General features: G+C 49.2%; 12 protein-coding genes. 10 read left to right on the forward strand and 2 right to left on the reverse strand.

Annotation, left to right across the window (positions count from 1 at the left end; all coding sequences use genetic code 11):
• The first annotated feature begins 27 nt into the window (after window positions 1-27).
• From MUB23_RS01120 to MUB23_RS01140, 5 genes are all read left to right on the forward strand, one after another.
• Window positions 28-2,319 (forward strand): RelA/SpoT family protein, encoded by a 2,292-nt coding sequence (locus MUB23_RS01120; RefSeq protein WP_244798349.1) that lies wholly within the window; start codon window positions 28-30, stop codon window positions 2,317-2,319.
• On the forward strand, window positions 2,316-2,954 hold the full coding sequence (locus MUB23_RS01125; RefSeq protein WP_244798350.1) for an MBL fold metallo-hydrolase: 639 nt from the start codon (window positions 2,316-2,318) through the stop codon (window positions 2,952-2,954). Before MUB23_RS01120 ends, MUB23_RS01125 begins: the two co-directional genes overlap by 4 nt.
• A gap of 193 nt (window positions 2,955-3,147) precedes the next feature.
• Complete coding sequence (gene hemZ / locus MUB23_RS01130) at window positions 3,148-4,572, forward strand: coproporphyrinogen dehydrogenase HemZ (protein WP_244798351.1); 1,425 nt, start codon at window positions 3,148-3,150, stop codon at window positions 4,570-4,572.
• A complete protein-coding gene (locus MUB23_RS01135) occupies window positions 4,550-5,335 on the forward strand; it encodes an HAD family hydrolase (RefSeq protein ID WP_244798352.1) in 786 nt (261 codons plus the stop codon). Before hemZ ends, MUB23_RS01135 begins: the two co-directional genes overlap by 23 nt.
• A 25-nt stretch (window positions 5,336-5,360) precedes the next feature.
• Window positions 5,361-6,689 carry a sodium-dependent transporter gene (locus MUB23_RS01140; RefSeq protein WP_244798353.1) on the forward strand — a complete coding sequence of 443 codons (1,329 nt, stop codon included), beginning with the start codon at window positions 5,361-5,363 and terminating at the stop codon, window positions 6,687-6,689.
• A gap of 212 nt (window positions 6,690-6,901) precedes the next feature.
• Here the strand turns inward: MUB23_RS01140 and MUB23_RS01145 are convergent, their stop codons facing one another.
• A complete protein-coding gene (locus tag MUB23_RS01145) occupies window positions 6,902-7,240 on the reverse strand; it encodes a hypothetical protein (RefSeq protein WP_244798354.1) in 339 nt (112 codons plus the stop codon).
• A gap of 158 nt (window positions 7,241-7,398) precedes the next feature.
• Here MUB23_RS01145 and purC point away from each other — a divergent pair, with 158 nt between their 5' ends.
• The 4 genes from purC (at window position 7,399) to MUB23_RS01165 (ending at window position 11,117) form a co-directional block, all read left to right on the forward strand.
• The gene (gene purC / locus MUB23_RS01150; protein WP_244798355.1) at window positions 7,399-8,106 is read left to right on the forward strand and encodes a phosphoribosylaminoimidazolesuccinocarboxamide synthase; all 708 of its coding nucleotides are present in this window, start codon (window positions 7,399-7,401) and stop codon (window positions 8,104-8,106) included.
• Window positions 8,107-8,110: 4 nt separating this feature from the next.
• Complete coding sequence (gene purB / locus MUB23_RS01155) at window positions 8,111-9,541, forward strand: adenylosuccinate lyase (RefSeq protein WP_244798356.1); 1,431 nt, start codon at window positions 8,111-8,113, stop codon at window positions 9,539-9,541.
• Entirely contained in the window at window positions 9,538-10,380 is an 843-nt protein-coding gene (gene nudC / locus MUB23_RS01160; protein ID WP_244798357.1) for an NAD(+) diphosphatase, read from the forward strand. The genes purB and nudC overlap by 4 nt, the downstream gene beginning before the upstream one ends.
• A gap of 185 nt (window positions 10,381-10,565) precedes the next feature.
• Window positions 10,566-11,117, forward strand: a complete 552-nt coding sequence (locus tag MUB23_RS01165; protein WP_244798358.1) for a manganese efflux pump MntP — start codon at window positions 10,566-10,568, stop codon at window positions 11,115-11,117.
• Between the two features lie 183 nt (window positions 11,118-11,300).
• Here the strand turns inward: MUB23_RS01165 and MUB23_RS01170 are convergent, their stop codons facing one another.
• Complete coding sequence (locus MUB23_RS01170) at window positions 11,301-11,681, reverse strand: TnpV protein (protein WP_244798359.1); 381 nt, start codon at window positions 11,679-11,681, stop codon at window positions 11,301-11,303.
• A gap of 382 nt (window positions 11,682-12,063) precedes the next feature.
• Here MUB23_RS01170 and MUB23_RS01175 point away from each other — a divergent pair, with 382 nt between their 5' ends.
• The gene (locus MUB23_RS01175) at window positions 12,064-13,608 is read left to right on the forward strand and encodes a hypothetical protein (RefSeq protein ID WP_244798360.1); all 1,545 of its coding nucleotides are present in this window, start codon (window positions 12,064-12,066) and stop codon (window positions 13,606-13,608) included.
• The last annotated feature ends 40 nt before the right edge of the window (window positions 13,609-13,648 follow it).

Below are 13,648 nucleotides of genomic sequence, written 5' to 3' on the forward strand. Positions count from 1 at the left end.
GAAAAAGAAGGAAGAGTGCGGAAGCTTATGGCAGAAGAAAAAAGAACGGAAGAAAAACTGCATAGCCCAAAGGTGACGGATTGCAATAAGCTGACGGAGCCGTTGAAGGAGCAGTTGAGCCCGGAACAGCTATACCAGCGGCTGATTGCGACGATACGGGAATACCATCCTTCGGATGACATTTCTCAGATTGAAAAGGCGTACCAAGTGGCAAAGGAGGCTCACAAGGAGCAGAAGCGAAAATCCGGCGAGCCTTATATCGTCCATCCGCTCTGCGTGGCGATCATCCTGGCGGAGCTGGAGATGGACAAAGAGACCATCATTGCCGGGATGCTTCACGATGTGGTGGAGGACACCTCAATCACCTTGGATGAGATCAAAGAGCAGTTTGGTGAGGACGTGGCGCTTTTGGTGGACGGCGTCACCAAGCTGACCCGGCTGTCCTGGGATGGGGACAAGGTGGAGATGCAGGCGGAGAACCTGCGGAAAATGTTTCTCGCGATGGCGAAGGATATCCGCGTAATCATCATCAAGCTGGCGGACCGGACCCATAATATGCGGACGCTTCAATACATGAAGCCGGAGAAGCAAAAAGAAAAATCCCGTGAGACCCTGGATATCTACGCGCCTCTTGCCAGCCGCCTGGGAATTTCCAAGCTGAAAATCGAACTGGATAATCTGGCTCTCAGCTATCTGGAACCGGAGAAATACAAGAAGCTGGTCGAGGATATCGACAAGCGAAAGGAAACCCGCGAAGATTATATTAAGAGCATCGTCGAGGAAGTCAAGGAACACCTGGCCAACGCGGGAATCAAGGCCGATGTGTACGGACGGGTGAAACATCATTTCAGCATTTACAAAAAAATGCTGGTGCAGCAGAAAACCCTGGATGAGATCTACGATCTATTTGCGGTCCGCGTGCTGGTGGAGACGGTCCAGGACTGTTACGCTGTCCTGGGAATCATCCATGAGATGTATACGCCGGTGCCGGGGCGGTTCAAGGACTATATCGCCATGCCGAAGCCGAATATGTACCAGTCTCTGCACACGACCCTGATCGGCAAATCTGGAACTCCTTTTGAGATTCAGATCCGGACCTATGAGATGCACCGGATCGCGGAATACGGAATCGCGGCCCATTGGAAATACAAAGAGGGCGGCCAGAGCGGTCTGTCCAGCGAGGAAGAAAAGCTCAGCTGGCTGCGGCAGATCCTGGAATGGCAGAAGGAAATGTCGGACAACGACGAGTTTTTGAGCACGATCAAGAGCGGCCTGAGCCTGTTTACGGAAAATGTATACTGCTTCACGCCGGGGGGTGACGTAAAGACACTGCCCAAGGGCTCAACTCCCATCGACTTCGCCTACAGCATTCACAGCGCGGTCGGAAACCGGATGGTAGGCGCGCGGGCAAACGGCAAGCTGGTCACCATCGACTATGTGATTCAAAACGGCGACCGGATCGAGATCATCACCTCCCAAAATTCCAAGGGGCCGAGCCGGGACTGGCTGAAACTGGTCAAGAGCACCCAGGCCAGAAATAAGATCAATCAATGGTTCCGGGAGCAGAATAAGGAAGACAACCTGCTCCGGGGCAAAGATATGCTAGAGAAATATTGTAAGAGCCGCGGGCTGGTCTACACCGAACTGCTGCAGACGGATTACGTGGAGAAAGTCATGCGCAAGTACGGCTTCCGCGACTGGGACTCCGTGGTGGCGGCCGTGGGACACGGCGGCTTAAAAGAAGGCCAGGTCATCAATAAGCTTCTCGATGAGAAGCGGAAGGTGGAGCGTTTACAGATCACCGACGAGGAAGTCATGCAGGCGGTGGCCGATAATAAAAAGCCGGTTGTGAAACGGACCCGCAGCGGCATTGTGGTGGAAGGGCTGAACGATCTGGCGGTTCATTTCTCCAAGTGCTGCAACCCGATTCCCGGCGACGAGATCGTGGGCTTTGTGACCAGAGGCCGGGGCGTCTCGATCCACCGGACCGACTGTGTGAATATCTTGAACCTGCCGGAGGTGGAGAGAACCCGTCTGATCGACGCCGAGTGGCAGGTGCCGGAGGGCGCCGCTGGGGAGCGCTACATGGCGGAGCTGGCTCTTTATGCCAAGGACCGGATTGGTCTCTTGGCAGATATATCCCGCGTGATGGCGGAGGAAGAGATCACCATAACATCGTTGAATTCCCGGACGAATAAGCAGGGAACCGCGACCTTTAATATCAGTTTTGAGACGGCCGGCGTGCAGGAGATCAACCATATGATGGCACGGTTACGTCAGATCGAAGGGGTTGTGGATATACAGAGGGCAATCGGATGAGCGACAAAATGGAAATTCAGTATCGGGTGCTGGGGACCATCGGCACCAATGTGTATTTTATTGTCAATAAGGAGACGCGGGAGACGCTTTTGGTGGATCCGGCGGACAATGCGGACTATATCCTGGAGCAGTGCCGGATGAGGGATTATCATCTGAAGGGGATTTTACTGACCCACGGGCATTTTGACCACATCTATGCGATTCCGGATTTAAGAAAATCCGTGGATGTGCCGGTCTATGCTTACAGTGAGGAAGCGAAGCTGATGGAGGATCCTTGGATGAACCGGTCCCAGGCCTGGGCGGAGTCGATTTCCGTGAAGCCGGATGTGCTGCTTTCGGATCATCAGGAGATGACGCTGGCCGGATTCCGGATTCAGGTTCTGCATACGCCGGGGCATACGGCTGGAAGCTGCTGTTACTATTTCGAGGACGAAAAAGTGCTGATCAGCGGCGACACGCTGTTTTGTGAGTCTTACGGCAGGACGGATCTGGACACCGGAAGCTATTCGGCGATTCTGAAATCTTTGAAAGAAAAGCTGCTGGTGCTTCCGGACGATGTGGACGTATATCCGGGACATATGGACGTGACGACCATCGGACATGAGAAAAAGTATAATCCGGCGGTAGCCATGTAAAATCTGCGGCGGATCGGGAGCGGGACGCACAAAGAAAAGCGGTGAGAGAAGGAGGTGTGGAGACGCCTCCTTTTTCTGGCTTTCCAGATTCATCTCTCTATTTCTGTCATGCAGGAAAAATTTCTGTTTTACTGCATGACAGAAATAGAGAGTCCCGCTTGATAAGACGTTTACTTCAGGGAGGAAAAGAGGAATGATTGGGTTTTATGTGGATAACGATGAGTTTGAATATGATATCCGGGGGCTTTTGATGGCGTTTTATCCGGGGGAGGAGCTGGTAAAGAACCCGGTGGAAAAACCGGAGCTTATGATTTTGATCCCGGATGCGGGAGACGGAGAAAAGACGGAGAGGAAAAACCGTCTCAAGCGGCGGCTTTACCGGGAACTTTCCGCGCGCACCGGGAAAACATTGCCATGGGGGACTTTGACCGGGATTCGGCCTACCAAGATTGCCATGGGAAAACTGGAGGAAGGTTTGACGGCGGAGGAAATCCGTGCCTTTTTGCGGGACGAGTACCTGGCCGGCGAGGAGAAATCCTCCCTGGCCGTGGAGATTGCGTTTCGAGAGAAGGAGATTTTAAAGAATATTGATTATGAGGAGGGCTACAGCCTTTACATCGGAATTCCATTTTGCCCGACCACCTGCCTGTATTGTTCCTTTACCTCCTATCCGATGACGAAGTGGGAACCCCGGATGGGGGAATATCTGGACGCCTTATTCCGGGAGATCGATTGGACAGCGGAGCGGTTCCGAAAGAAAAAACTGAATACCATCTATATTGGAGGGGGGACGCCGACCTCCCTGCCCCCGGAGCTGCTGGACCGGTTATTGAAAAAAATCTGTGAAAGCTTTGATTTTTGCGATTTGCAGGAGTTCACCGTGGAAGGCGGACGTCCGGACAGTATCACCAGGCGGAAACTGGAAGTGCTGAAAAGCTATCCGGTGACCCGGATTTCCATCAATCCTCAGACTATGCGGCAGGAGACGCTCCGGCGGATCGGCCGGCGCCATACCGTGGAGGCGATCGAGGAGGCGTTTTTCCTGGCGCGGGAAATTGGGTTCGACAACATCAACATGGATATCATCCTGGGGCTTCCTGAGGAGACGCCGGAGGATGTGGAATATACGGTGCGCCGGATTGAAGCGCTGCGCCCGGATAGTTTGACTGTCCATTCGCTTGCCGTCAAGCGGGCTTCCCGGCTGAAAATGGAGGCAGAGGGCACGGTGGTGGCCGGCGGCACACAGGAGGAGTCGGAGGCGATGATGGCTGCTGCTGCGGCCGGAGCCAAGCGGATGGGCCTTTATCCTTATTATCTCTACCGGCAGAAGAATATGGCCGGGAATTTGGAAAACGTCGGTTTTGCCGCGGCGGAAAAGGCTGGGATTTATAACATCCTGATCATGGAGGAAAAGCAGAACATTGTGGCCCTTGGGGCGGGACCGGTTTCCAAGCGGATTTATCCAGATGGCCGGATCGAGCGCTCCGACAATGTAAAGGACGTAAATCTATATATGGAGAAGATCAGCGAGATGATCGAGCGGAAGGAGAAGCTATTCACAGATCAGCCGGATAAGGGGGGGAGAGGAACGGACGATGCCGAAAGCAATCTTTTTTGATATAGACGGAACTTTGTGGGACCGGGAGCAGCGAATCCCGCAGAGTGTGAAAAAAGCGCTGAAAAGGCTAAAGGAAAACGGCCATCTGTTTTTTATCTGCAGTGGCCGGACTCGGTCCTTTATCCCGGATCGGGAGCTGATGCCTTTGGGTTTTGACGGAATCTTAGCTGGGTGCGGAACCTATGGAGAATACCGCGGGGAGGTAATGTATTACCATCGGATCCCGATTAGGGCGGCTCAGCAGGTTTGTGATCTGCTGCGAAAGATGGATGTGGCCTATGTGCTGGAAGGACGGTATGAGAGCTATTTGGACGAGGAATCTTTCCCGGATGGAGACCCGTTCCCAGCACGTCTGAAGAGGGAGATGGGAGACCGGTTGCTGCCGGTTCGGGGAAATGAAGACCGGCTGGAGATCAGTAAATTCTGCGTGGACCATGTGGAGGGGAAAATAAAAGAACTAGAAAAAGCTCTGTCCCCCCGATTCCGGATTATTTACCGGCGGCGGGGACTTTTGGAAATTGTCCCAAAGGGGTACAGCAAAGCCTCCGGAATCGAGGAGATCTGCGGGGCCCTTTCGATTGCAAGAGAGGACACCTATGCGTTCGGCGACAGCACCAATGATCTGGATATGCTGGAGTACGCGGCCCATTCGGTGGCCATGGGTGACGGGATGGAGGAAGCTAAACAGGCGGCGGAATATGTGACGTCGCCCCTTTGGGAAGATGGGGTTGCCAGAGGGCTGCGCCATTATGGATTGATATAGACGGTTGGGCTGAAAGGAGAAGAGAATGAAGAAGACAGAGGAGAGCCGAAGGGATGAGTTTCGGACCCGATTTGGTTTTATTGTGGCCTGCATCGGATCTGCGGTGGGGATGGGAAATATTTGGATGTTTCCGTATCGTACTGGCGCTTTTGGAGGAGCAGCGTTTCTGATCCCATATTTTATTTTTGTCGCGCTGCTGGGCTTTTCCGGTGTGTTGGGGGAGATGGCTTTCGGCCGTTCGGTGAAAACTGGCCCGTCCGGGGCTTTTGAAGCGGCAATGCGGATGCGTGGAAAGCGTGGGGGGAAATGGATCGGGATGATTCCGGTTATCGGCTCCCTGGGCATAGCTATCGGCTATTCTGTGGTGGTGGGATGGTTTTTAAAGTACTTATTCAGCTCCGTTACCGGAAGCCTTCTTTCCGTGACGGACATGGGAGGCTATTTTGGGAATTTGGCGACCCGGTTCGGGAGCGTAGGCTGGCATATGCTGGGGCTGGCGATCACCTTTTTGATTATGGCCTTCGGCGTATCCCGCGGGATCGAGAAGATGAATAAATGGATGATGCCGGCATTTTTTGTACTGTTTTTGATTTTGATGGTAAGGGTTTTTACCTTGGATGGTGCTGGGAATGGCTACCGTTATTTGTTCGTGCCAGACTGGAGCGCGCTGGCCGACGTACGAACTTGGGTATTTGCCTTGGGCCAGGCTTTTTTCTCCCTGTCGCTGGCTGGATCCGGGACTATCGTCTACGGCAGTTATTTAAAAAAGGATGTAGATGTGGTTGGCTGTGCACGCAATGTGGCGATCTTTGATACCTGCGCGGCGCTTTTGGCCGGCGTCGTGGTGATTCCGGCTGTATTCGCTTTTGGCCTGGACGTGGCGGCAGGGCCGCCTCTGATGTTCATTACCCTGCCGGTGGTGTTCCAAAAAATGCCGCTGGGGAGTTTGTTCTCGGTAATTTTTTTCCTGGCCGTGCTCTTTGCAGCGATTACCTCTTTGATGAACCTGTTTGAGACTCCGATCGAAGCGCTGCAAAAGGAATTCCATCTGTCCCGCCGGAAGGCCGTGCTCTGTGTGGCTGCGGTGGCTGCCCTGGTCGGACTTTTTATCGAAAGCGCCGATGCGGTGAATGTCTGGATGGATGTAGTTTCGATCTATATCATTCCTCTGGGCGCGCTGTTGGCCGCGATTATGTTCTACTGGGTCTGCCCGAAGGGGTATGCGAGAGCACAGGTGGAGCTTGGCAGAAAAAAGCCTCTGGGACGGTGGTTCGAGCCGCTGACGAAGTATGTATTCGTCGGGATCACCTTGGCGGTATATGTTTTGGGGATTTTTTATGGGGGAATTGGCTGAGAAATTGGAAGTTGGAACAAAGCATTTCGCAGAGCGAAATGCTCCGCCTGCGGCGGGGCAGCAACGCTGCCATCTACCTTTCCGCCGCATGGCGATCCATAGCGGAGCGTTTTTTGTTTCATAGGAAATTCAAAAGGAATTTCCTATGAAATAAGAAAAATGCCGTCGTCCGTTCGTTTTTCGATTTGGACGGCGGCATCTTTTTTCTTCCTTTACTGCGCTTTGTTGGTGGAACTGTTCTCCGGGGAGGCGCTCAGGCCTAAATCCGTTCCAGCATCCTCCAAGCCATCCTTCACATCGTCAGCTAAGCTGCCCAGTTCACCGCTGCTGCTCTCGCTGCCGCCTGGAACCGTGGTAGGGGTCGCTACGCTTCCATTCGTCTGGTCGGTAGCGGAAGAAGTCTCCACGGAAGAGCTGGTAGCCGCCTCGGTGGTTACGGCTGCGGACGTCCCGGTGTTCGTGGTGGTCTTATCGTCTCTGCTGCAGCCGGTCAGTGCTACGACCAGAAGGCAGCAGGCGAGAAATAGAAAAATCTTTTTTTCGTCTTTCATTTTGCATTCTCCTTTTCCTGGATTCCCCGCAGAAGAAAATCTGCGTTTCTGCCGTTAATATGTGCAATTTACTTGATTTTATGCGCTTCCTATATTATAATCGCGTAAGAATAAAATGGTTTTATGGAAACAAACCGAAAGGACCAAGGAGAATAAAAATGAACAAATGTGAGCAGCTTTATGAAGGAAAGGCAAAAAAAGTTTTTACAACGGATGCAGAAGACGTTTTAATCGTGGACTACAAGGATGATGCCACCGCTTTTAACGGACTGAAAAAAGGCAGCATTGTCGGAAAAGGCGTGATCAACAACCGGATGAGTAATCATATGTTCCAGATCCTGGAGAAAGCCGGCGTTCCGACCCACTATGTGGAAGAGCTGAGCGAACGGGAGACCGCTGTGAAAAAAGTGGAAATCGTTCCTCTTGAGGTGATCGTCCGGAATGTGGCCGCCGGCAGTTTTTCCAAAAAGCTGGGAATTGAAGAAGGCCGGAAACTGCTCAGCCCGACCCTGGAATTCAGCTACAAAAACGATGAGCTGGGCGATCCCTTTATCAATGACTATTATGCCCTGGCTTTGGGCCTTGCCACCAAGGAAGAGATTGACCGCATCACCGAGCTGGCTTTCAAAATCAATGAGGTGATGAAAGGGTATTTTGCCGAGTGCGGAATTGACTTGATTGATTTTAAGGTGGAGTTCGGGCGTTTCCACGGTGAGATCATCCTCGCGGATGAGATTTCCCCGGATACCTGCCGGTTCTGGGACAGCAAGACCCACGAGAAGCTGGACAAGGATCGTTTCCGCAGAGACCTTGGCAATGTAGAAGGCGCATATCACGAAGTATTTAAGAGAATCGGATTGGAGTAAAGGGATGACGGACAGATATCAAAGCCCCTTGTCGGAGCGTTATGCCAGCAAGGAGATGCAGTATATTTTCTCCCCGGACAAGAAGTTCCGCACCTGGAGACGCCTTTGGATCGCCCTGGCCGAGACGGAAAAAGAGCTGGGCCTGCCGATCAGCGAGGAGCAGATCGAGGAGCTGAAGGCCCACAAGGACGAGATCAATTATGAAGTGGCGAAAGCGCGGGAGAAGGAAGTCCGCCACGACGTCATGTCCCATGTATACGCCTACGGAGTACAGTGTCCGAAAGCCAAGGGCATTATCCATCTGGGCGCCACGTCCTGCTATGTCGGCGACAACACGGATATGATTCTGATGGCCGACGCGCTTGCCCTGGTGAAGAAAAAGCTGGTCAATGTGATGCAGAAGCTGGCGGACTTTGCCGAGGAATACAAGGCGATGCCGACCCTTGGTTTCACCCACTTCCAGCCGGCACAGCCGACCACGGTCGGAAAGCGCGCCACCCTCTGGCTGATGGATTTGAAGCTGGATTATGACGATCTGTGCTTTGTCCAGGATTCCCTGCGCCTGCTCGGCTCCAAGGGAACCACCGGCACCCAGGCCAGTTTTTTGGAGCTTTTTGAGGGAGATCATGCCAAGTGCCGGGCTCTGGATCAGAAGATTGCGGAGAAGATGGGATTTTCTGGCTGCTATCCGGTATCCGGACAGACGTATTCCCGGAAAAACGACAGCCGGGTGCTGTCAGTGCTGGCGGGCATTGCCCAGAGCGCCCATAAATTTTCCAATGATATCCGCCTGCTCCAGCATCTAAAAGAAATTGAAGAGCCTTTTGAGAAGAGCCAGATCGGCTCCTCGGCCATGGCTTATAAAAGGAATCCGATGCGCAGCGAGCGGATCGCGTCCCTGTCCAACTATGTGATGTCTGCGCTGATGAATCCGATGCTGGTGTCTTCTACCCAGTGGTTCGAGCGGACGCTGGATGACTCGGCCAACAAACGTCTGAGCGTACCGGAATCGTTCTTAGCCATTGATGGAATTTTGGATTTGTATCTGAACGTGGTGGACGGGCTGGTCGTGTATCCGAAGGTCATTGAAAAGAGGCTGATGTCCGAATTGCCTTTTATGGCCACTGAGAATATTATGATGGATGCGGTGAAGGCCGGAGGAGACCGTCAGGAGCTCCATGAGCGTATCCGTACCCTGTCTATGGAGGCCGGGAAGAATGTAAAGGTGAATGGAGGCGAAAATAATCTGCTGGAGCTGATTGCAGCCGATCCGGCGTTTAATCTGAGCCTGGAGGATTTAAAGGCTTCCATGGATCCGTCCCGTTATACGGGCCGCGCCAAGGAACAGACGGAGGAATTCTTGGCGGAGGTAATCCGCCCTGTTTTAAAGGAAAATGAGGATTTGCTGGGAGTGACAGCGGAGATTAATGTATGATTCAGGAAATAGCGCCCCGCCGGTATGACAACGCGTTTGCCAGCCGGCGGGAACCGGTAAATACCGATGCAGTATTGTATTTTGAGGGAAATCAGGTTTTACTCCGGGAGGGAGACCTGATTTCCTTTCCTACAGTGGGAGAGATCTGTGAAGGCAGCCCGGAACGCCGTGGATTTTTAATCTATCTGTTTGCGATTGACGAGACTGCCTATTATCTGCTGCCTTTGGAAAAAATGCCGGAACTTTCCGGATACCAGATGGCTCCTGTGGATCGGTTTCGGTACGGGAAGCCGGAGTGGCTGGGTTATGCCGGTATCACGGCGAGCCAGCTGTACCGCTGGATTAGCGATCATAAGTTCTGCGGGAAGTGCGGAAAGCCCATGCGGCCCAGCGAAGAAGAGCGTGCGTTCTGCTGCGATTCCTGCGGAAGCGTTGTATATCCGAAGATTTCCCCGGCGGTGATTGTGGCGGTGACCGACGGCGACCGTCTTTTGATGTCCCGCTATGCCGGACGGCCCCATGGGAACTATGCGCTGATTGCCGGATTCACGGAGATCGGGGAAACAGTTGAAGACACCGTGCGCCGGGAAGTCATGGAGGAAGTCGGTCTGAAGGTGAAAAATCTGCGGTATTATACCAGCCAGCCCTGGTCCTTTTCCGACTCTCTTTTAATGGGTTTTTATGCGGACTTGGACGGCAGCCCGGAGATCACGTTGGATGAGAGTGAACTGGCCGAGGCGTGCTGGTTTTCCAGGGAAAAGGTGCCGGAGCCGAAGGGGTTGTTCAGTCTGACCGGCACGATGGTGGATGCGTTCCGAAAGGGGCAGTATCCGCGGTAAAGAAGAAAACCGGATGAACAAGAACTAAAAGGAAAAGGTCTCTGAGCTTAGACCGGGTTAAATTTGAGATTTTTGCCGGTGATTCCAGCGGCGAAAGAGCATAGAAAGAAGACTTCTCCGCAATTTGCGCGGATTGGTCTTTTTCTTTTTCCCTTCTGCATATACCCTAAACAGGGGAGATTTTTATGAGTATCATGACGTTGTTTTTGATTGCGGTAGGGCTGTCGATGGATGCCTTTGCGGTGTCTGTCTGCAAAGGACTGTCCGTACCGGCGGTTGGTTGGAAATGCCCGGTGCTGGCTGGTCTTTACTTTGGCGGATTTCAGGCCGTCATGCCGTTTCTGGGGTACATATTGGGAGTTCAATTTGAGACGCAGATTCAGAATTTAGACCACTGGATTGCTTTTATTTTGCTGGGAGTGATTGGGATCAATATGATCCGGGAGTCCAGAGAAGAGGGGGAGAAAGGAGATCCTTCCTTCTGCGCCAAAGACATGCTGCCTCTGGCGGTTGCGACCAGCATCGATGCTCTGGCTGTAGGCATGACCTTTGCTTTTTTGCAGGTGGAGATCTTGCCTGCTGTGCTTTTTATCGGCTGCGTGACTTTTTGTCTGTCGGCTCTTGGAATCAAGATCGGAAATGCTTTTGGAGCCCGTTACAAGAGCCGGGCGGAGCTGACTGGAGGACTGATTCTAATCGGCATGGGAATTAAAATATTGGCGGAACACCTGAGTTAGGGCTCCGAAAAGTCAGAAACGGGGGAGTATCCCAAAGCAAGGGCAGAACCTTAAAAATCGGCTCTGCCCAATGTAACTAATGATATATCTTATATCAGTTTTTTCAGTTTAAATAAAACTTGAAACGGTCTCTGTGAGAGGTCGAAATTTCTCTGTAAAGAGAAATTTCTCCTACTCGATTACTTATGCAAAGATAATTTTCTTTTCTACAGTTTCCTTTGCGTACGCCCGTATGTTATTCATTCTCCGTACCCATTCTAAGGCGTTTTCCGACTTTAACTGTTCTGTTATGCCCTGTGACTGCTTCATCTGTTCCACAAGTCTTTCAAAGCGTCCCTCCGCCTGTTTATCGACATCGGCAAGATAAGGATTCAACTTGCCGCTTGTGAGCAGCGTGGTGTAAACCGCTCTTTTATATTCCTGTAAATAGCGTTTATGTCGCTGTCCCCATAAGCCGATAGGCTTGTTTTCTTTTTTGGCTGGTAAAGTAAGGCAAGGTATATAATAATCTCCTTGCAGTTCATACCAAAGGCCGTTGTGTTCATCATAAATATACTTGTCCATTAAAAAATCCTCCGTTATAATATATTCGTACATATGTCACAGTTCTCCGATTGCCACATTTATGTTTATTCTTGTTATCAGATTTTCTTTCCCTTGAATTTGCCCTTATAATCAGTCAGGGAAAGAGTAAACTTGTGTGAAATCATATAAAGGGATAAGGCGGACACATTGCGATAAATCCTTTATTTTCAAGGCTTTCATAGAATTTTATTAAAACCCTATGAGGTATATAAACACCTGTAAAATTATGAGTTCCTAATATGAATTTGTATGATTGTTGCGGTAGTTTCTATTTTGAAGTACAAGATTTGAATTTAAGAGACAAAAAGATATGAGTGAAACATCATAGTAGGTAAGTCAAAATGGGGAGAGGAATATAATTATGAATGAATATAAAAATAAAGAATGGATATATAAACTTGGCAATGGGAAAATAGGTATATTTTTGTCTTTCGTTATTGTAGTGCCGTTAACAGCATTGACCCTATGGTTATATAAATCTAACAATTTAGCATTTATATTCGCTGGTTTTATAGACTTTTTAGCAATGGTAGTAATGCTCATAGCCATATATAGAGCATTTGCATTTAAGGTATTAGTCGGTAACAATGAAATATATTATCAAACAAGGTTAGGTAGAGGTAACACTTATAGTTTTTCAAGTATACGAGGAGTGTGGATTAGCTCAAGCCGTGGAGAATATTATTGCACATTTAAACTAGATACTGGAAAGGCTATAAAAATCCCTTTTTATACAAATGACTATCAAGCTATTGAGTTTTTTAAAAATCAAGTTGATGGTAGAAATAAAATCTACAATGAAGAAGGTGAACTTGATTACTATGAAATAACGGGTAAGAATTATGGTATATCATATATTGTAGGTGCTACAGTTATTTTATTTATTATATTTATACTTGAATTTTTTGTAGGGAGATTGCCTATTATCCAAGAACCGCTGATATTAAGATATATGGGGATAATAGCATGTATCTTTGCGATAGCTATTCTGTTTGTTAGATACAAATATCTCGATGTAAAAATAGATCGTGAAGGTTTTCGTTTTCAAACGGGCCCTTTTAATAAAAAATACTACAAGTATACAGATATAGTAAGTTGCAAAGAGATAACCAAAAGGATAAGAACTGGTAGATATAAAGCAGGTGGAACAACATTTTATCGAGATTATTTTCTATTCACAGATAAAGAAAGCAAAACTAGAAAATTTCAATACGAAAAACACCTTTACAACTACGAAATATATATTCTTAAAAAGAGAATCAACGATGCTAACGGCATTAGAACTGATGAGTACGTAGAAGATGAAAGTATGATTCAAGAAGAATTTAGCGTGGAAGATTTATCTGATGATGAAAAAGTTAATGTAGATTTTTCAAAAAAACGTAAGGGTAGGGGCCTTGTTTTAAAAGCTATCATAGTTCTTTTGTTTTTGGCATTTGCAGCAAGAGCTATATGGCCGGTAATTACAGGAGAAAGGTTGCAGCAATCATATGTATTAACAGAGAAACTAATGGATCATTTAGAAGCTAGGGAATTATTAGAGCAAAGAGGATTTAATACTGTAGATATGCCAACATCTTATTGGTTTTTTGACGAAGATAAGTTAATGTATGTAGCTTCAGGAGAAAAGGGGGATAGTAAGATTGAGTTTTACGAATATAGTGATAGCGAAACAACAGATGGTGTCTACAATAGGATATCCTATGATTTTAATCAGAATCTTGAATCAAAAGAGAGAGCGAAGTATGAAAGAGAGCTAAAGCAAGGTGGTAAAATTTTTGAAATGAACATAAGAGGTATATATAATATGGTGGCATTTAGAGATAACACTGTAGTTTACGGAAGATGTCTAGAACAAGATCGTGATGAAATAGTGAAAATCGTAGAAGAAATGGGATATCAGTAATTAGATACAAAAAAGAAATAGCCTAAATTTGAAGGGAAAT

This window comes from Cuneatibacter sp. NSJ-177 (assembly GCF_022867805.1).
Classification (GTDB): domain Bacteria; phylum Bacillota; class Clostridia; order Lachnospirales; family Lachnospiraceae; genus Pseudolachnospira.